The sequence below is a fragment of the Falsigemmobacter faecalis genome (genome assembly GCF_003863335.1).
Lineage (GTDB): Bacteria > Pseudomonadota > Alphaproteobacteria > Rhodobacterales > Rhodobacteraceae > Wagnerdoeblera > Wagnerdoeblera faecalis.
The window spans coordinates 1-18,573 of record NZ_RRAZ01000028.1 but is presented as its reverse complement, the minus strand read 5'-3'; the positions used below and the strand labels follow the sequence as shown (position 1 = coordinate 18,573).

The window sequence follows — 18,573 nt, the reverse complement described above, 5'->3', positions numbered from 1 at the left end:
CTTCCATGTGGCAGGTTCTTTTGTTTGCGGTGGTCTTCGGACTGGCCGCCGATCCCGCACAGGCCGGGCCGGTCGGCGGGGCGATTGCGGCCGTGGGCGCGGCGATTAAAGGCTCGGCGATTATGTCGGCGGTGGCGCGGATGGGGGTCAGCATGGCCCTCTCGGCCATCGCGCGCAAACTCGGGCCGAAGCCGCAGGACAGTCGCGCCAGCACCGATGTCAAAGTCGATGTCGCAATGGGCGATGATCTGCCCCTCACCTTTACCCTCGGCGATTACGCGACCGCCGGGCGGCGCAAATACATCGGGAGTTGGGGCCGGAACCTGCGCTTTGTCACCGATGTGATCGAGGTCTCGGCGCTGCCGCAACCCGGTCTCGCGGCGATCTGGATCGGCGATGAGCGCGGCGGGATCGATCTGAGCAAGCTCGGCGTGGTCAGCGGTGCGCCGGGGTCTGTCGAGGCGGTCACGGAGCAAAGCACCGCGCTGCCGGTCTCGGGCTACAGCCTCGGGCATCCGGTCGATATCGGGCCGCTGAGCGGGCGGCGGCGGATCTGGGTCCGCTGGGTCGATGGCACTCAGACGGTCGTCGATCCGCTGCTCGCCTGGGCCTTTGGCTCGGATGCCGATTACCCGTGGTCGGGCATCGGCACCGGCAAGAGCTATGCGATTGTCACGCTACAATACGATCAGGACGGGATGAGCGCGCTGCCCGCGCTGCTGTTTCAGCCCGAGCCGCTGCCGCTCTATGATCCGCGCAAGGATGGCTCAACGGGGGGCACCGGGGCGCATCGCTGGGGCGACCGCGCGACCTATGAGCCAAGCCGCAATGCCGCCGTGATCGCCTATAACGTGGCGCGTGGGATCTACTTCGGCTCTGAGTGGGTCTTCGGGGGGCGCAATCTGCCCGCCTGGCGGCTGCCGCGCGCGGAATGGGTGGCGGCCATGGCGGCCTGTGACCGGGCCATCGCGCTGGCGGGCGGCGGCACAGAGCCTGCCTATCGCGCTGGCCTCGAGATCTCGGTCGATCAATCCGGGGCGGATGTCCTCGAGGCGATCGGGCGCGCGGCCAATATGCGCTTTGCCGAAGTCGGCGGGCAGCTGAAGCCGCTGGTCGATCTGCCCGCCGCGCCGGTCTTCTCGATCACCGACGGCGATATCGTGGTGACCGAAGGCCAAAGCTTCACGCCGTTTTATCCGGTCAGCCAGACCTTCAACGCCATCTCGGCTTCCTACCCGGAGCCGGGCGAGAAATGGGCCACGAAAGACGCGCCGCAGCGCATCGATGCGGTGGCCACGGCAGAGGATGGCGGGCGCTATCTGCCCACGTCAGTCTCTTACCCCGCCTGCCCCTGGGGCACGCAGGTGCAGCGGCTGATGCTTTCGCAGATGAGCGACTATCGCCGGATGCGCCAGCACTCCATGACCCTCTCGCCTGAGGCCTGGGCGCTGGAACCGATGGACATGATCAGCTGGACCTCCGGGCGCAACGGCTATGCGGACAAGAAGTTCCTGGTCGAGATGGTCACGAAGCTGCCGGGGCTCTCGGTGGTGCTGGCGCTGCGCGAGGTCGATCCGGAAGACTATGACTGGGACAGCGATCTGGAACTGCCGGTGGTGATCACCCCGCCGGTCAATCCGGTGCCCTTCACGCAAACGATCTCCGGCTTTGCCGTGGTGCCGGTGCTGCTCGCGGGGGATGACACGCTCGGGCGCAGGGCCGGGCTGCAGATCAGCTGCTCCGGCGCAGAGGCCGGGGTCGGTCAGATCCGCATCCAGATTGAGCAGGGCGGCGATCTGCAGTTTGACATGCTGCGGCCCTATGCGGCCCCGCATGTCTGGACGGTGACCGATATCGTGGCCGGCACCACCTACCGGGTGCGCGCGGCGCTGGTCTCCGATCTCAGCCCGCGCTTTACCTGGTCGCCCTGGATCACGGTCACCACCCAAGCCGTGCCGGTCTGGGCGGCGGATCTCTCGGCCGAGATCCGCGAGGAGTTCGAAGAGATGGCCAATGCTGCCGGGATCGCGCTGGTCGATGCGCTGCCCGCTGAGGGCGAGCGGCCCGATCAGATCGTCATGCTTGCCGCCACCAAACAGCTCTGGCGGTGGGATGCGGAGGCAGAGGGCTGGTCCGATCAGATCGAGGTCGCGATCGGGGACGGCAAGGTGCTCAGCCAGCACATCGCCGCGAACAACATCCTCGCGGGCCATGTCGCGGCGGGGCAGATCGATGCCACCCATCTCAACACGGAAAGCCTCAGCGTGGCGGGGCTGGCGGTCTTCGGCGGAGAGCTGAAGTCCGGCGGCTTTGTCGCGGGGGCCAGCGGCTGGCGGATCAAAGAGGACGGCGCGGCAGAGTTCAACGATGTGACGCTGCGCGGCACACTCAGGGCCTCGCGGATCGATCCGTCTGAGCCGCTGCTGTTTGATGCAGGCAGCGGGCGGCTTGCGCCCCTCGGGGTCTATCTCTTCGCCAGCGGCACCGGACCTGCCAGCGGGGCGGTGGTCGAGGTCAATCTCGGCACCCTCTATGGCCCGACATGGGGCAGCGGGTTCCATGAGCGGCGGCTGTCGCGCGGCAGCATCCCGATCGTGATCGATGTGAACCTCAGCCACGCCAATACCTCGGGCGGCAGCATGGTGGTCGAGGTCAGCATCGATGGTGGCAGCTGGGCCACGATCTACTCGGTCGGGCCGTCTTCCTTCGGCGCCAATGCGGCCTTCGCCTATACGGCCCCGGCGAGTTTTTCGACGCTGCAGTTCCGGGCGGTCTCTTCGTCCAACATGCGCGTCACCAGCCTGTCGCTGAAGGCCACCGCCTTTAACTGGTGAGCATCGGCTGCCCCTCAGGGGGCGGCCTTCACACTCTCAACAGGAGCATCTGATGCGTCAGATCACCATCACACCGGGGCTGGCGCGGCCCTCGGTGACGAATATCTCATTGATCCGCGATGAGCCTTTGCGCGTTCTCATGGGGGGCGAGACATTGGCCCCGTATTCTTTCACGGTGAGCCAGACTGAGGGCGGTGCGCCGCTGGTCGAGATCTCCGCGATGGCGGGAATACTCGACCTCGAGCCTGCCGCGCTGCAGGCGCTCGGGGAAGGGGCGAGCTACTTTTACAACATCTGGCAGGGCGACGCCCCGGCGCGGTTTCTCTGCACGAAGGGCATGCTCACGGTGGTGCCCTCGATCGTGCCCACGGGCGCGGATCCCGCCACGGTGCTGCTGAACAACTTCGGCCAGCAGGGCGGGCCACAGCAGCTGATCGTGCTGACGAAGTCCGAGTATGACGCGATCACCGCGCCCGATCCTGCCACCCTCTATCTGATCCGGGAGGGCCTTTGATGTATTTCACCATCGGGCCGCATCTGATCCTGGCCGTGATGCGCGGCGCGGAGCCGGTCTGGCTCTGGACGCCTGCCGCCCTCAACCCCGGCTTCTGGGCCGGTGGGTTTGAGCCGAAGTCCTGAGCCACCTCCCCCTGCCTCTCTGACACCCGCCCGCCATCGCGCGGGCTTTTTTATTGGAGTGCTCGATGAGCGACCCTTTCCGCAATCACAGCTTCGGCCCCACCGGCCCCGCCATCGGCGCGCTGGCCGTCACGCCCTCCGACAGCGCCGATCTGGCGCAGGCGGTGCGCGCCGTCACCATCGGTGGCGAGGGTGGCCGTCTGAGCTTCATCAGCTCGCGCGACGGCCAGACCTATACCACGGGCGAGCTGCCGCCCGGCACCTATCCGCTCTGCGCCCGGCGCATCCGCGCGACCGGCACAACGGCCACCGGCCTGACGGGGTGGATCTGATGCTCGGGCTGAGCCTCAGTCTGACCAGCGTGCTGCGCAACGGGCGGGGCACGGGCTGGTCTCCCGGCGCTCTCATCCCCGGCGGGCAACCCGGCTTCTGGGCCGGTGGTTTTGAGCCGCCCCCGTTCTCACCGGAGCTCCTGCTGACGATCGCTCAGCCGGGCTTCTGGGCCAATCTTCAGGAGGCACAGCAATGAGGCTGTTTCAGGATGCTGCCGGGACCATCCCGGCTTACGAGGCTGGCCAGCCGGTCGGCAAGGTAGCGCGGGCGGCAGGCACGATTGATGCTACCCAGGCGACCGCGCTCTCGCGCCCGACGCTGGCGCGGATGCCGAAGGGCGGGCGGCGGAATTTGCTTATCACGACGACAAGCTTTGATGCCTGGGGAAAGGCGAGGGCTATTGGCTACCCTGCGGTCGATGGCTGGCTGTCTTTTGGTCCCACTGAAGCCAACGCACAGCAGCAGGTGCATACGGCGGTCGGACAGGGAGCGCGGTCCTATTCGTTCTATGTCCGTAGGGATAGCAAGCCGTTTCGCGTGGGTTTTCGCGCCGCTCATAACACGGGCACCAACTTTGGCGCGGCAACCCTGTATCCGGCGACCGCACAGGCGGGGAACTCTGCGGTTGTGATTTCAGAAGTCACGGAGACTTCCTTCAAGGTCACCGGTGCGGCGGTTCATGTGAACGAAGGGGCAAGCCCCGTATTCTACCTGCGCTTTGACAATGTCGAGGATAACGCTGCCCGTGTCTGGTTGAGGGATCTGCAAGTGGATGCAGGGCCTGCCACGCCTTACCAAGTGGTCGTCAGCGCCAGCGACATCATTGAACCGGGCATCCCTGACGTCTGGCACCTGTTCAACGACGGCGGCGACAGTCTTCTCGCCCCTCTTCCGACCGGCACCTATGAGGTCGCCACGGTCGGGATCGACGGAAAGCCGCATTATGCCAGCCTGACCGGAGATGGATCGGGTAAAAACATCCTGCTGGGCGCGGATCGCATTGCGGATATTTTCGTGCGTCCCGGCGCGCTGACCGATGCAGAGCGGCTGCGGCTCGAGGAATACTGGCAGCAGCGGTATGGGGCCGGGTATCTGATCCCGCCGGGGATGCCCCCTGGCGCACGCCTTATGAGGCAGGAAAGCACCGGAAACACTCCTGCGGCAGTCAGCCAGCCCGTGGGCCTCCTGGCTCTCAGTGCCTCAAACGTATTTGGCCCCGAGCTTCGCGACGGATCCGTAGCGGCAACCACCGGATCGCCCACTGTCGCGTCGCAAATCAACACCATGACCGGTGACGGCAGGGTGCATCGCGATGATGCCTCGAATATCGGCTCTGTACGAATGCCTGATCTCGAACCGGGTGCAACCTATGAGATCAGTTTTTCGCAGATTACCGGCGGAACGCTTTCCTTCCGTCAGGCCAGCTCGTCCGGATCGATCGTAGGGTCGGCAACCGAGGCGAACCCGCGCGCGGTGTTCACCGCGGCCTCGACTGTGAACTTTGTGTCTCTTTCTGCAAACGGCACGACCATCAGCTTCACCGGCATGTCACTGCGCAAGGTGAACGCACCCATAACCCGGCAGGAGACGGCGCTTTCCCGGCCAACGCTGGCGCGCTGGCCGAAAGGCGGGCGGCGGAATCTGATCGCCAATACTTTTGGGATCGCCACTGTGGCGGGCGTCACCGCGACGATAGTTGAGCCCGGTGTGTGGGAACTGAACAATCTTGGGGCTGCAGCGGGTCAGCGGGCAGACTGGAGCGTTCCCGCAGACCGTGCTCCGCCGGGTTCAACGCTGACCTTCAGCGTGGAAGTCAAAAGCGCAGGGGAATACGGCTCACTCGCTATGACCGGTATCCGTAACAGCGCAGGCGCATCCGTGTCTCAGGCCGCCTATGTCGAAAGACTGACGGACAGCTGGCAACGGATGGTAGCCACCCTGACTTTGGGGGCGGATAACACGAATGGCGCTCAGCTCCGCATCAACAATCGCTCCGGGGATGTAAACAAGGTTCTGGTGCGCAATCCGCAGATCGAGATTGGTCCTGCGGCCACGCCGTACCAGGCTGTCGCGTCTATCACCGACATCACCGAAGCGGGCGTCCCTGACGTCTGGCACCTTTACAATGACGGCGGCGACAGCCTGCCCGCCGTCCTGCCTGCAGGCGCATACGAGATCGCCTGGGTGAACCACCTCGGCGTGATCGGCTATGCCAGCGTCACCAGTGACGGCACCACCGGCACCGATCTGCTGCGCGCAGAGCGCATGGCCGATGTGGCCGTGAAGCGGGGGCGCTTCACCTCTTACGAAAAAGCTCAGCTCGAAACCCAATGGGGGAAATATAAGCCATGATCCAAGTCACCATCGCCTGCCCGGTCGCACTCGTCAGCGCGGCCAATCAACTCGCCCGCGTTATCGGCTACGGCGAGGCAGACGGATCCACCTTCACCCTCGCCCCGGTCGTTGGCGGCTATGCCGTTGCCGCCGGGCTGGTGGCCCCGGCCTTCGTCAGTGACGCCTTCCAGCCGCTCATCGAGCCGGAATGGGGCGCCGATATGGTGGCGGCCGCTGCCGCTCAGGCGGAGGTGGTTCTGATCGAGCTGCCCGCCGCCGATGAGCCGCCCCCGGAGATCCCGCAAGGTAAGATCCTCGCGGTGGTCGGGCTCGATCCCCCGGCCGCCCGGGCGCTGCTGGGGCTCGAGGGGATGCCCGCCGCGATCGAGCCGGAACCTGAAGCGTAAACCAACGGCCCCGCCTCGTGCGGGGCCTTTCTTTGCGCGGAGGGCGCCCTTGGAAGACATTGCAAAAACCTACTGGCCGCAGCTGATCACGCTGCTGGCCTTCGTCGCCTGGCTCATCCGGCTGGAGGCGGCAGTAAAGGGGCAAGCCGGTTTCATTGCTGAACTGCGCCGGGAGCAGGCCGAGATCACCCGCCGCGCTCAGGATCAAGCCGTTACGCTGGCGCGGATGGATGAGAGCCTGTCGGCGATCAAGCTGACACTGGATCGGCTGGTTGACCGGATGGAGCGGCGGTCCTGAAACGAAACAAGGCGCCTTCATTGAAGACGCCCTGTCCCATCACATCTGGCTTTAAGCATGTTGTGACGGGACCGAAGTCACCTGAAACGCGATGCGTTGTAACCAGCTGATCTGAACAGCCTGCCATAGATTGGCGACAGGTAGTGTCACGATTAGCGCACAGCATGTCACAGAACCGAAATCGGTCGCGACTGATCTGTGACATATCCCGGCCACCGCGCCGGGTTTCTCATTTGATGGAGGCAGCGATGCTGCAATTTCTGGTCCGGCTTTTAGCCGGTCTCCGGGCGATGCTGAGTGCGCGCCCGAAATCCACCGTTGGCGGCGTGACCGCCGTGCTTGCGGCAGCGGCGATCTTCGTCGCACCCTGGGAGGGCGAGCGCACCGAGGCCTATCTCGACCGCATCGCCAGCCCGCCGGTCTGGACGGTCTGTTACGGCGAAACGAAGGGCGTGAAGCCCGGCGACAGTTACACGCCCGAGCAATGCCTGACGATGCTGATGCAATCGCTCGGTGGCTATCACGCGCAGCTTGCCGCTTGCCTGCCAGGCCTGACCTCGCAGCCGCAGGGCGTGCAGGTCGCGCTCACCTCCTGGACGTACAACGTCGGGGCAGGGGCGGCCTGTGGCTCAACCCTCGTTAAGATGGCACGGGCAGGGGACTGGGCCGGCGCCTGCCGTCAGTTGCCCCGGTGGGACCGGGCAGGCGGCAAGCAGATCCGCGGGCTCACCAATCGCCGGGCAACTGAGCAGCGCCTCTGTCTCGAAGCTCTGGGGGTGAAGGCATGAGGCTCATTCCAAACTGGCGGGCGCACCTGCGCAGCTATTCCGCCATGGCCCTCGCTGCACTCGCCGCCCTGCCTATGATCTGGGCACAGGTGCCGCCCGAACTGATTGCCCTGATCCCGGCGGACTGGCTGAAATGGATCATCACGGGCGTGGCGCTGGCGGGCTTTGTGGGCAAGTTCGTCGATCAGGGGCTGCCGAAGTGATGGGCGCGCTGATCCGGGCGCTGTGGAAGCCGCTGGCGGGCGTTCTGTTCGCCGCGGCCCTCTACTGGCGCGGGAGGCGAGATGCGGCTGACAAGTCGGGCGCCAACGCTTCACGCGATTATCGTGACACAAGACGGAGGATGGACGATGCGCAAGTCGATCGCACTGACCCTGATGCTGCTCGTGACTGGTTGCGTGCGCGTGGATCCCGCCGCGATCTGTGACGGGAGCCGGGCAGCACGGACCGAACATGCCGCAGCGCTGGCGGCGGATGGCGGCGCGCGGTCGGTAGTGACCGGTGTCGCGCTGATCGAAGCTATTGATGCCGGCTGTGGTGCGCGACGTGCTGGCTGAAACCGTTAAAAGCTGCGGGACAAGTCGCCCGTAATGCATTGATTCTACTAGCTTCGGAAGTGTGTCCTGCGGGACAACGAATTGCTGATCTTAAAGGGAAATTCCGGCGTTCAGTCATACCCTCCGGGCCTACCAAACCCCATCATTTTTCACTCTCCTTTCAAATGGTTAGTGGAATTTGTGGCGAACCGAGCTTGAAGGTTCACCACGGTTTGTTCGCGATTTGGGCGCGAAAGCAGCTTTTCCATCGCGGAATCTGCTAGTCCTTCACGCAATGCGGCCTCGGTGTATCGCTGCACTTCAGCCAGAGTTTTGTGGCCGGTGATCGACATAATTTCGTGCGCCGTAGCACCTGCCTCAGCCAAGCGACGAGCGCATGCCTTGCGCAGGCCATGGGCCGAGCACTCAGGCAGCTGCGCAATGTCGCACCACTCTCTCATCTTATTGCCGAGGCCTGCGGCTGAGCGCCCTTTTCCATAGGCCGTGGCGAGGAAAGGACGGTCTTTGGGTAAATCACCGATCACCGCCCATAGGTCTGGGTGGATGGGAATGCTAACAAGGATACCGTTGCTCTTCTGGGTCTTCTGACGCCGGTATTGCAGGCGCGGACCCTCAGCGGTCTCTTTAATATTCGCCCAGCCAAGTGCCACGGCATCGACTCGGGCCGCGCCGGTGTAGAGCATCAAAGTTACCGCAGTGTGCGGGACTGTGCCCTGAGCGTGATGCTGAAAGTATTGGCCGATCTCAACTTCGTTCCATGTATGGAAGCCGTCACCAGCGATTTTATAGGCTTTGGTCAGGCGCGCGGGGTTGGACTTGATCCAGTCAAGAGCGATGGCGTGATCGAAAAGCTGGCCGAGCCGCTTGCGCAGGTTGTTGGCCGCTGCCGGGGTATCTGCCTTCTTTCCGAGGATCGCCATTACATGTTTGCGCTCAATACGCGCAACAAGCTTCGTGCCGTGCTCCACACGGAACGGCTCGATTATCCCGCGATAGGTTTTCGTGGTCAATTCGGCCAGCCCGCGCCATTCCGGTGTCCGGTAATAGCTGGCGACCAGATCATTGATACTTTCGGGCACTGTCTGGGATGCGCCTGCACCCGCTTTACGGCCCGTCCGGTGTTCCGTCTGCGCGGCTTCATAACGGCGCAGAAACTCTTCCGAACCGTAGTCCGTTCCAAGCTCGCGGCTGAACGCGCCCTTACGATAGCGCCAGCGCCGAACGCCGTGCCTATCTTTGTATGGGGAAGCGCCGGGAAACTGCCGCTTGTATTTCATTTCAACACTTCGTCCCATTCGTTCGGGGTCTGCTGCGCGGCCTCGGATGCAGGCTTTGCCGTAATTTTGCCTGGCTCGATGACCAGCGATGGCGCAGGGTATCCCGCGTCACGATACGCCTTAAGAACCTTGGTCAGGTCAGATTGGGTGAACGTGGCGCGGGGATTGGCCATATCAGAGGCCCTTTGAGCTAGAGAAGCGGACGGTTGCTGGGCGGTGACTGGAAGCGCGATTGATTCGCATTTCCAGATCGGCAATGGCCGCAGCCATTTCAGTATCGGACCGGTACTCGACCTTTTCTTCGCCCATTTGGAGCGAGCGCACACCGCGCGCCCGCTCCAATATCAGCTTGTCGCGCAGGGCGATCATATCAGCGGTCGGGATCGACATCAGCCCACCCGGAACCAGCCGCGATGGTCCAGCCAGCCGCTGCCGAAGTCGAGCCGGACCTTCATCTGGACGCCATCAACCTCGAAACCCACTTTCGTGTCGAGCTGCGGGCCGGGCGCGCCTTCCAGATAGCTGTATTCCAGGCCGTCAACCTTCGCCGGATCGGCAACCACGTACCAAGTGGTGGCCGAGGTCAGGCGCGGCTCGATGATCAGCGACAAGTTCGAGAACGGGTTGGTGTCGCTGGTGCGGTTAGCCTGAATTTCGGACAGCTCCTGTTCCAGGGCTGTTTCCAGCTCAGGCGGGGCCAACACATAGCGTGGGGTGACGTCGATCAGGCCACCGGAAAGGCCGGTCTGCTTCCGCATCGCCAAACGAGCTGCGGACAGGTCCTCCTTGATTGTTGCAGTCGGGGCCTTCGTGTTGCCGTGGCTGGCATGGAACATCGTCACACCATCACTCATCACCGGGTTTGTGATGATTTTTGTCACGAGCTGAGCGGCTTCAAAGGCGCGAGCGGCGGCACCGAGCCGGGCCGGGATCGCGCTGAAAGCGTCCAGATCGTCGTTGATCATGGCCTGACGCGAGATCGCAAAAATCTTGCCGAAGGTGGCGAGGCTGTAATGCTCTTGCGATTCCGCGAAGGTGCCGTGGCGGAATTCACCACCCTCTCCGACTGCTTCCAGCATGGGGGCCTCGCCCAGCATCAGCGAGCGTTTGGGGCGGAAGTCGCGGATCGTGCCTTGACGGGCGAGCTGGCGCGCACCAGACGGGGCTTCTTCATAGCTGCGGCGCAGCTCACGACCGACCTGATCACCAAGGATCAACGGAAAATCAGAGGTCGTATGCAGCGCGCGCGTGATCACCTGATCCGCCGAAATACCCGTGACCGAACGCCCGGAACGGAGCAGACTGGCGCGGGCATGGTCCAGAACCGACATATGGGCGAACTCACGCGCCGGGGCCGACAGCCGATGCTCAGGATGCATCCGGGCATAGAGGGCCTCACCTGCGCGGGTGGCAATCATGGCGGGGTCCGTATGGTCCATGCCAATCTGCGCGCGGATGGTGCGTGGCTGTGCGCTGCGAGTGCGCACAGCATCCAGTGCACGGGCGCGGACTTCCTCTGCGGGGGCACCTTCGGCAACTTGCGCTTCGGTCCAGGCGCGGTCCAGCCCTGCGGCTGCGGCGATGGTGGCGACGACTGATGCGCCAAGCGCCTCGGTCATGCGGCCTTCCGGCGCTGCGGCCTCGGTGATGGCTTCTTCAATCTGATCTTCCGGCATATTCTGTTCTCCTGCTCGGAAATGTGCTCCCGGATCGGCCGGGACCGGAACAATGGACACCTCGATGGGCGTCCAGCTAATGGCGGTGCGGATGCGGTGATCGCCCTCCCGCGTGTCCTGCCAGTCGGCAACGTGATAGCCGATCGACAGCCCGCGTAGCGTCCCATCTCCGATATCGGACAGGACCGACCGCGCGGCCTCGTTGCTGCGGAACCGCATCTTGACCCATAGGCCTTCGGGGCGCAGTTCTGCTGCCTCGATCACGCCGAGCTGATCGGCGGTCGAGGCGGCACGGTGCGCGTCCAGAACCGGGGCACCGACCAGCCGCGACACATCGCATCCCGCAAGGTCAAGGCGTTCGATGAAACCCGGACGGGGCGCATCCGCCCCGGTGGACACGATAGCTTCCACGGTGCGCGCTTGCGCATCGAGGGTGGACGGCTGAGGCCGCAACTGGCGCAGGTGAACGGTCATTGCGTCACCGCCTTTGCCTGCGTATCGCGCGCCAGCTCTTCGTCCAGATCGTCGATATCGCGACCGCGACCGGCCACGACTTCTTCGCGGGATTTCAGGCGCGCCTCGATGGCCGCGACCTCTGCAGCCACTTCGTTGTGAGGATCGACCCATGCCCAGCCGGGGCTAACAAAGCGCGCTGCACGGAAGTCGGATAGGCCTTGGGCATCAGCAGGGATAACGCCTGCCAGAACCTGCGCATCAATCCAGCGATCCCAGAGAGGGCGCAGGAAGCGCGCCTCGATCAGGTTGCGTTGCAGCATCTCGGCGCGGCGGCGGAACTCGATGAGGCCGACACGGGCCGAGGAATAGTTGGTGCGCTCCAAATCGCCGGTCAGTGCCTCGAAGGTCAGACCAACACCGGATGCGATTTCGCGATCTTGACCACGCAGGAAGTCTACCGCTTGTTGCAGGCCTTGACCGGGCTGCGAGAAGGTCACTTCGGCACCGGGCGGTAGAATGCGCATTGCGCCGGGTTCAAGCGACACATTGACCGAACCATCACCGTTGTCACCGAAGCCCGCCGCGCCGCCCTCTGGGTCGCGGACATAGCCGGTGATCAGGCTGGCGACCTTCAACTGCATCAGCAACGCGTCCGAGGCCTCGTCGCGGTCGCGGAGCTTCAAAAGGACGGGCGACAGCCACGAAAGCCCCCGCACCTGACCGGGGAAGAGCGCGTCGAATAGATGCAGCATATCCGAGGCGGGAACGCGGATCGGAGCACCGATCATGCCGAACGGGGTGCCGGGGGCCTCGGGCAGGACGTGATAGGCCTGCACCTGATCGTCGCCGTCGAACTCGATCCCGGCGATGATGCGCGCGCCGTTGCCAAGATCGCGGGTCAGGGTCGGGTCGATCTGGTCGGACGGGATCTGGCGCAGGCGCAGTTTGCCGTCGAGATCGGTCACGAGCTGCACGAAGGCTTCACCATCGCGGACCATCGCGCGGATGATCGTTGGCAGATGGGCGTTCGCCAGCAGTTCAAAAGCGGTATTGAGCTGATAGGCGATGTTGCGGTCAGGGTGCTGCGAACGAGCATGGAAGCCTTTGCCGACCAGCGCGGCGGTCCACGCCTCGACAATGCGATTGCCCTGCGGGGTGTTGACGTAGAGCGCAGCGGCTCGGGCCATTGCCGGACCGCGCGCTGCAAGGGTGGACTGGGTCGGCGCGCCCAGCATCGGCGCACCCTGCCAACGGCGACCGCCGCCCCCAGCCTCGATGCCGGAGCGGCGGAAGAACCGCGAAACGCTGCGCAGGAACTGACGCGGGGGGCTGATCATTCGCCCACCTCCCCCACGCTAGTCAGCTTGCCGATAGCGGTCTCGATCAGCTCTTCGAGGTCGATAACCAGCATCGAAACGGCATGAGGAAGATCGTCAGCCGACTTCGGTCGATAGACACTCTTATCTTGATAGGTCGAGCCATCTTTCCAGACAAACTTCGTTCTGCCTCGGAAAATAGCGACGAAGGCTGCGACCGGCGTATTCTGGTAGCCGAGCAGCGCGTGAGCCACTCCCATGAGCGTCTTGAAGGCAATCTCGTTGGCGCGAGTAACTGGCACCCCGAAATCGGTCAGTTGCTTCATGAGGGCAATGATACCCACGTCGAAAACCGTGAACTCTGTCCAGCCATCCGCCCCGTAGTCAGCGACCAATTGGAGTGGATAGCGGTCCATCCAGTTGCGCAGCGTTTTGGGTGCAACGCCTGCCGCGTTTGCCGCCGCAGTGAACCGGATTTTTTGCTTAAGGTGGTTCATAAGAAAATACCCGCATGAGGAACTTTATTCAGAAATACTCAAGTGGGTATTTTCTGTCAAGCTGGTATCACCTAAGTTCCGCAAGCGGTGAGCGGGGCAATCACGTTCATGCTTCGCCGCTTTTCCCTGTGAACCATTCCAGCCGCCGCTCGCAATCCGTCAGGATCATGCCGCGCAGATCACCTACGAAGATGAAGTCAAGGCTCGCCCCGGTGTGTCGAACAAAGTCCATAACCTCTGGTGAGAGACAATCTTCCTCATCAACCAGTCGCGCTGGCGGATCGACCCCCAGCACTTCGGCAACATAGGCGGCGCGACGGGCGGAAACTTCGAGGTTGTGGGTCTCGCCATCATCGAAAAGATTAGAAAAGTTGGATTTGCGGAGCGAGTTGCAGGTATCGACTGGCAAAGCGGTATCAGGCCCGGAAAGCGGGTTCATGGCGTTCATAGCTATCTCCTAGTTTCAGGTGGTTTGAAGTTCAGAACGCGCCATTGCGGCGCGGATGGCTCGTATCACTTCGCTGTTCTGGCTCGCGCCGTTCTTCTCCGCCTCGGCTTGGAGCCAAGCTTTCAGGTCTGGCGGCAAACGAAGCTGTAAGGGTTTACGGTCAATCATCGAACACTCCATGATGTCCATATGACATTATATGTCCAAAGGACACCATTGCGTCAATAAAAATATCATGTCCATTTGACATCATGACCGAGATCGAAAGCCGCTCACTAACTGACAAGTTCATGCTTCGCCTTCCCGATGGGATGCGCGACCGGATCAAAGCTGCCGCTGAGACAAACAATCGTTCAATGAATTCTGAAATTCTGGCGCTGCTGGAAGAGAAGTTCCCGGTCAGAAACCTCATAGGTGACGCCGGGAAGTGGGTGGATCACATTCATGCTGCCGACACTGACGCTGAGTTCGACAAGCGGCTGGCGGAAGCGAATGCCTGGGCAGCGCAGGCCCCTGACCAGAACGTCATTCGGTTCCAGAAAAGTGCGCTAGGCGATGGATGGACGGTGGCAATCGTCGTTGATCGCTACCGCTCTGCACCCGTCAAATAGCCCCGAAAACAGCTTCAAAACTGTAACGCTATCAATATGCCGCTAACACTCTGGTGACGCTCACTAAAAGCGCCAATCCAGAGTGTAACGATGACAAATTGCATTTCCTGCTACTGTTACACGGATTAGCGGCTCATCCAGGCCGATTGGAGCACCGGGCCCTTGCGCGAGACGATAGGCGCTGAGGATGAAAGTTCAGTCCTGCGGCGCTCCCATTCCGTGGTGATGATCTGCCGAGCGGCGAGTGCATAGACAAGGCAATCCAGCGCCTCAGCCCTGCGGCCAGGGATGCGCTCGAAGCTGCGGATGGGCTGGCCGCGACGATAGCGCAGGACTGCGCGCTCTGAGGCCACCTGCTCATGCCAGACGCGGGGCAACTCTTCGGAAAGCCGGATCGAACCGGGCCGAGCAAGGCGCGGGAACAGTTGTTGCTTGGCGGTATCGACACCTATGATCCAGAGCCGCGCCCCGGTCTTTGTCTTGCTGCCCGCCCGCTCGATCAGGGGACGATTGCCGGATGCGCCCTTGATCGCCATGATCTTTCGCCGCGTCCTTGGGGTGCAGAAGGCGGTCACGCGGTTCATTGTGGTGCCGTCCCCTGCATCTACCGCGCAAGCATCAATGCCGATCTGACCGCCCAGCTCATGCGGGAACCGCTGTTTTAGGGCTTCGTCCAACTCTTCCCAAGTATCGGCGCTATCCCATGCCCCCCAGATCACCCGGTGCCCCAGCACGAAGGCGGTGCCGCTCTCAGCCCAGCCAACATAGGTCAGTTCAAGCCGATCATGCTGCACATCGCAGCCGGCGGTCAGCGCCAGCACATCAGCTGGGATCGGCTTCGACAGCCCGAAGGTTTCACCGCGCGAAGCCAGATCATCGTCGGCCAGCTCGTCGCCATCGCCGCGCCAGCCTTGCCCGAGGATGGTGTTGACGAAAGTTTGTAGCGTGGTCGGATCATCCTTGGCGGTAATAAACTCGGTCGCGAGCTTTCCCCATGCAGCATTGGCGTGGAGCGATACCAGAGCATTGAGCCGGAACCCGGCATGACCCGAAACATGCGGGCGGGTGCGCCGCCAGATGCCGTCTGCGACCATCGCAGGCTTATGGCGTTCATCGACTTCGGTTTCGCAATGGGGACAGCGCCAGCGGGCGGTCTCGGGCGCGGTATCATCCCAGATAATCGCATCCCAAGTGATTTCCCCGAAGGTGCCGCACTCTGGGCATGGCACCTCGAACACGCGGGCATCGGATTGGGCATAGGCGCGCAGGACGTGGCTTGTATCGTCATGCACCGGGGTCGATCCCATGACGATCTTGCGATCCGGGAAGGACATTGTGCGCCGCTCGGCAAGGAGGATAGGCGAGCCTTCGGCAGTCGGGTCCATGCCGTCTGCCTCGTCGATAAATAGGACGCGGACGTTGTGGCGACGAAGGTTGCGGGGGGACTTTGCGGCAACCACCTTGAGCGAGCCACCGGGGAACCGGCGCGACAGCAGGGTGTTTCGCTCGCCTTCCTGCCGATCATCGGCAAGCGCATCGGCCACGGCTTTCGAGGCTGCGAAAATCGGCTCAATGTCGCTAACCACATAGTCCCGGCAATCGGCCTCTGCAGGCAGCAGGCAGAGAATTGGCGCAGGCTCATTGGCGACGAAGGAGGCGACTGCCGAGGTTAGCAGAGTGGTGAAGCCGACCCGGACAGGCTTGACCAGCGTGACACGCTCGATCAGTGGATCCCCGATGGTGTCGGCTATCTCGCGCTGGAAGGGCCAGAGACGCACAGGGCCGGGCTGGGCGGACACGCCCTGCGGTAGCGCAATGTTGGCCTCGATCCAGTCGGAGAGGCGCAGGCGCGGCGGCGGGATCAGCGCACGGCGGGCTTTAGACAGCACAAGATCAATCGTTGTCATGGCCGAGTTCCTCAAGGGCTTGGCGAAGCTCGTGGTCGATGGTGTCGATGGTGGCCGCGTCCAGGGGCAGCATGGAGCGGACACGGGCGGGAACGGCAAGGATGCGAGCGCGGACTTGCCGAAGAAGATCGGACCATGTGCGCTCGACCTCAGCCGCTGCGACCAGCTCACCGCGCAGTGCCGCATTGCGAAGAGCCTGGGCATCCGCTTGCTCACGGGCCAGCCGCGCGCGTTCTGCAGTGAGATTGCTAACGTGTTCCTCGCCACCACGACCGCTGGCAACGCCGCGCAGGTGAACAACGTAGGCGCGGACGGTTTCGCCCAGATCGTAAGCATCATGGCCGCGATGGACAGCGATGCCGCGCTTTTTTAGATCGGACAGGGCAGCGGGCGAAATCGACAGAAGATCGCAAAGGTCAGCGCCGTTGATCCGAAGCGAGGGCTTGCCGTCAAACGCAAGTTCTTCAAGGATGCGCATCTTTCACCCCATTGATTTCATTTGCAAAGCCTGACGTCTCGGGGTGCGAATTACCCGCAGAGGGACCTCCCCGGAAGGACCCACGATGCTTGCGAGAAGGCGAAGCTCATGCTCGATCTCGCTCTTCTCGACATGGAAACGCTCAGGGCCGCGGTGATCTGGGCGAAGGCGGCGCACTCTCTCGGCCAGTTCGCCTATGTGCTGCCATGTGTCTGTTCTGATTGTTGCGTTCATCTCTCTATCTATCCTGTCCTGCTCAATGGTGAGGTTCTGAGCGAAGGGCATAGGGAGACCAGCCCGTGTCTTTCGACACAGGTTGGTCCCTAGCCCTCTGCGTGAAGATCTGCTCAACGGAGCCGGTCCATCGCTTCTGGGCGCCGAAGTCGTGTGACCCCGCTTCGGCTTGCTCGCTACTTAAAGGCACCGGGTCTGGTGCCTGATCCCCCGCTTCGAGCTTTCGGGCTGCGGTTGGCCGTATTGGGATCGCCCGCTGGTCGGCCATAGTGCTGTGTCGTCGCCATCGTTCTGCACCTCCCGACGACACAGTGAAGAGGTCAGGCGGCTGCACCATCCTCCCTGTCGATCAGGTCCAGTTCGGGTTCAGGGGCGTTGCTGAGGTCAGCCACGAGCCTACGCATGAGGAAGGCCTGCTTCTCGCTCGGGTGCCACTTGGCGCGCTTGCCATGCTTCGCGATGGAACGCGCAAAGCTTTTGACCCATTCGTCGCTGCCAGCCATCGCGCGGCGAAGCACCTTGGGCCACCAGAAGATCATGATTTCATCCAGCTCACTGTCGGTCATGCTGCGACCTCCACCGTGCTGATGTGGTTGTAGAATGCTGCCTGGTCCTTGGGGTCCATCGCCTCGAAACAGGCTAGCGCATAGGCCTTCAGCTCGGAGCGCGAAGCCCACGACGCCCATGACCGTGCATCCTCCATGCCCCCGAGGAAGGATGGCAGGGGGTCGCCCGCAGCGTTAACCGCCGTGGCCGCAATATCCTGCACCGTGCCCGCGTCCAGCGTGGCAAGCAAGACGGCTGCCATGAACGCGCGTTCTTGAGGTGTAAGGCGAACAGCGGCAAGGAGGCCAAAGCCCTCCCAAGCATTGGCCGTGCCCAGAAGCAGGCTGTAGCCCAGCATCCGGGACATTTGCTTGTACTGGGGCGGCATGACCTGAGCGACAATGTTGCCCGATTTAAGATTGGACGCAGAGTCAGGCTTCTTGTATGATTTGGCCTTGAAGTTACCGACTTCGTATTCAGCCCCGGTCGCGCCCGCCAGCGCGCCGGGGTTTTCCTTTTTCCGATCTCCGGAATGGTTCGCCAGCGTCGAGAATTCTTCAATCTTTTCAGCACTGGAAAAAACTGAGTTCGTCAGGCTATCAGTTTGAAAACTAACGTGTTGCTGCAGCCCTCCGGGCCTACCAAACACCGGTTTTATTGCCGATAAGGCATAAGTGTGCACGAAACACGGTTTATTCTTGCACACCCCTGTCAAGGGAAATTTCACCTAGGTTAGATCTGCTCTACCCACCAAGCTGGGTGTACAGATCCGCTGCGGCAAAAACTTCCCACTGCAGAATATCGATATAAGCTCACATAGGGCGAACTTGCTGCGCACTTCACCGGCTGACCATATTTCGACAATCTCGGGCCGCTGCAAATTCAACAATATCTAACAGGGTGCTGAAAAAGTCAGGCGATAAGAAAAATCTTACTG

At 62.6% G+C, this 18,573-nt stretch carries 24 protein-coding genes; 12 read left to right on the top strand and 12 right to left on the bottom strand.

Annotation, left to right across the window (positions count from 1 at the left end; translation table 11 throughout):
* Positions 1–5 precede the first annotated feature (5 nt).
* The 11 genes from EG244_RS15860 to EG244_RS15815 all read left to right on the top strand — a co-directional run bounded on the left by EG244_RS15860 (position 6) and on the right by EG244_RS15815 (position 8,190).
* On the top strand, positions 6–2,834 hold the full coding sequence (locus EG244_RS15860) for a phage tail protein (protein ID WP_124966159.1): 2,829 nt from the start codon (positions 6–8) through the stop codon (positions 2,832–2,834).
* A gap of 52 nt (positions 2,835–2,886) precedes the next feature.
* Entirely contained in the window at positions 2,887–3,348 is a 462-nt protein-coding gene (locus EG244_RS15855) for a phage upper tail fiber protein (protein WP_124966158.1), read from the top strand.
* A complete protein-coding gene (locus EG244_RS21325; protein ID WP_267900291.1) occupies positions 3,348–3,473 on the top strand; it encodes a hypothetical protein in 126 nt (41 codons plus the stop codon). The genes EG244_RS15855 and EG244_RS21325 overlap by 1 nt, the downstream gene beginning before the upstream one ends.
* A gap of 65 nt (positions 3,474–3,538) precedes the next feature.
* Positions 3,539–3,805 (top strand): spike base protein, RCAP_Rcc01079 family, encoded by a 267-nt coding sequence (locus tag EG244_RS15850; RefSeq protein WP_124966157.1) that lies wholly within the window; start codon positions 3,539–3,541, stop codon positions 3,803–3,805.
* A complete protein-coding gene (locus EG244_RS15845) occupies positions 3,805–4,002 on the top strand; it encodes a hypothetical protein (protein ID WP_124966156.1) in 198 nt (65 codons plus the stop codon). Before EG244_RS15850 ends, EG244_RS15845 begins: the two co-directional genes overlap by 1 nt.
* Positions 3,999–6,158, top strand: a complete 2,160-nt coding sequence (locus tag EG244_RS15840) for a hypothetical protein (RefSeq protein WP_124966155.1) — start codon at positions 3,999–4,001, stop codon at positions 6,156–6,158. The genes EG244_RS15845 and EG244_RS15840 overlap by 4 nt, the downstream gene beginning before the upstream one ends.
* Positions 6,155–6,547, top strand: a complete 393-nt coding sequence (locus EG244_RS15835) for a hypothetical protein (RefSeq protein WP_124966154.1) — start codon at positions 6,155–6,157, stop codon at positions 6,545–6,547. The genes EG244_RS15840 and EG244_RS15835 overlap by 4 nt, the downstream gene beginning before the upstream one ends.
* Positions 6,548–6,596: 49 nt before the next feature.
* Positions 6,597–6,845, top strand: coding sequence for a hypothetical protein (locus EG244_RS15830; protein ID WP_124966153.1), 249 nt, complete (start codon positions 6,597–6,599; stop codon positions 6,843–6,845).
* Between the two features lie 248 nt (positions 6,846–7,093).
* The gene (locus EG244_RS15825; RefSeq protein ID WP_124966152.1) at positions 7,094–7,633 is read left to right on the top strand and encodes a lysozyme; all 540 of its coding nucleotides are present in this window, start codon (positions 7,094–7,096) and stop codon (positions 7,631–7,633) included.
* Complete coding sequence (locus tag EG244_RS15820) at positions 7,630–7,836, top strand: DUF7940 domain-containing protein (RefSeq protein WP_124966151.1); 207 nt, start codon at positions 7,630–7,632, stop codon at positions 7,834–7,836. Before EG244_RS15825 ends, EG244_RS15820 begins: the two co-directional genes overlap by 4 nt.
* A gap of 147 nt (positions 7,837–7,983) precedes the next feature.
* Positions 7,984–8,190, top strand: a complete 207-nt coding sequence (locus EG244_RS15815; RefSeq protein WP_124966150.1) for a hypothetical protein — start codon at positions 7,984–7,986, stop codon at positions 8,188–8,190.
* A gap of 149 nt (positions 8,191–8,339) precedes the next feature.
* Here the strand turns inward: EG244_RS15815 and EG244_RS15810 are convergent, their stop codons facing one another.
* The 8 genes from EG244_RS15810 to EG244_RS15780 form a co-directional block, all read right to left on the bottom strand.
* Positions 8,340–9,467 (bottom strand): tyrosine-type recombinase/integrase, encoded by a 1,128-nt coding sequence (locus EG244_RS15810; RefSeq protein ID WP_158617329.1) that lies wholly within the window; start codon positions 9,465–9,467, stop codon positions 8,340–8,342.
* On the bottom strand, positions 9,464–9,640 hold the full coding sequence (locus tag EG244_RS20460) for a hypothetical protein (RefSeq protein ID WP_158617328.1): 177 nt from the start codon (positions 9,638–9,640) through the stop codon (positions 9,464–9,466). Before EG244_RS20460 ends, EG244_RS15810 begins: the two co-directional genes overlap by 4 nt.
* Position 9,641: 1 nt before the next feature.
* Positions 9,642–9,857, bottom strand: a complete 216-nt coding sequence (locus EG244_RS15805) for a phage head-tail joining protein (protein WP_124966148.1) — start codon at positions 9,855–9,857, stop codon at positions 9,642–9,644.
* Positions 9,857–11,617 (bottom strand): prohead protease/major capsid protein fusion protein, encoded by a 1,761-nt coding sequence (locus EG244_RS15800; protein ID WP_124966147.1) that lies wholly within the window; start codon positions 11,615–11,617, stop codon positions 9,857–9,859. The genes EG244_RS15805 and EG244_RS15800 overlap by 1 nt, the downstream gene beginning before the upstream one ends.
* Positions 11,614–12,936 (bottom strand): phage portal protein, encoded by a 1,323-nt coding sequence (locus tag EG244_RS15795; protein WP_124966146.1) that lies wholly within the window; start codon positions 12,934–12,936, stop codon positions 11,614–11,616. The genes EG244_RS15800 and EG244_RS15795 overlap by 4 nt, the downstream gene beginning before the upstream one ends.
* Positions 12,933–13,412: a MerR family transcriptional regulator gene (locus tag EG244_RS15790; RefSeq protein ID WP_124966145.1), complete on the bottom strand. Its 480-nt coding sequence runs from the start codon at positions 13,410–13,412 to the stop codon at positions 12,933–12,935. The genes EG244_RS15795 and EG244_RS15790 overlap by 4 nt, the downstream gene beginning before the upstream one ends.
* A 106-nt stretch (positions 13,413–13,518) precedes the next feature.
* The gene (locus EG244_RS15785; protein ID WP_124966144.1) at positions 13,519–13,860 is read right to left on the bottom strand and encodes a hypothetical protein; all 342 of its coding nucleotides are present in this window, start codon (positions 13,858–13,860) and stop codon (positions 13,519–13,521) included.
* 15 nt (positions 13,861–13,875) lie between these two features.
* The gene (locus EG244_RS15780) at positions 13,876–14,028 is read right to left on the bottom strand and encodes a ribbon-helix-helix domain-containing protein (protein ID WP_124966143.1); all 153 of its coding nucleotides are present in this window, start codon (positions 14,026–14,028) and stop codon (positions 13,876–13,878) included.
* 83 nt (positions 14,029–14,111) lie between these two features.
* Between EG244_RS15780 and EG244_RS15775 the strand changes: the two genes are divergently transcribed.
* Complete coding sequence (locus EG244_RS15775; RefSeq protein WP_124966142.1) at positions 14,112–14,471, top strand: Arc family DNA-binding protein; 360 nt, start codon at positions 14,112–14,114, stop codon at positions 14,469–14,471.
* A gap of 125 nt (positions 14,472–14,596) precedes the next feature.
* On the opposite strand, the gene EG244_RS15770 is transcribed toward EG244_RS15775, so the two are convergent.
* From EG244_RS15770 to EG244_RS15755, 4 genes are all read right to left on the bottom strand, one after another.
* Complete coding sequence (locus EG244_RS15770) at positions 14,597–16,378, bottom strand: phage terminase large subunit family protein (RefSeq protein ID WP_124966141.1); 1,782 nt, start codon at positions 16,376–16,378, stop codon at positions 14,597–14,599.
* Complete coding sequence (locus tag EG244_RS15765) at positions 16,365–16,856, bottom strand: DNA packaging protein (RefSeq protein WP_124966140.1); 492 nt, start codon at positions 16,854–16,856, stop codon at positions 16,365–16,367. The genes EG244_RS15770 and EG244_RS15765 overlap by 14 nt, the downstream gene beginning before the upstream one ends.
* Before the next feature lie 554 nt (positions 16,857–17,410).
* Positions 17,411–17,656 (bottom strand): hypothetical protein, encoded by a 246-nt coding sequence (locus EG244_RS15760; protein ID WP_124966139.1) that lies wholly within the window; start codon positions 17,654–17,656, stop codon positions 17,411–17,413.
* Positions 17,653–18,318, bottom strand: coding sequence for a hypothetical protein (locus tag EG244_RS15755; protein WP_199738002.1), 666 nt, complete (start codon positions 18,316–18,318; stop codon positions 17,653–17,655). The genes EG244_RS15760 and EG244_RS15755 overlap by 4 nt, the downstream gene beginning before the upstream one ends.
* Between the last annotated feature and the right edge of the window lie 255 nt (positions 18,319–18,573).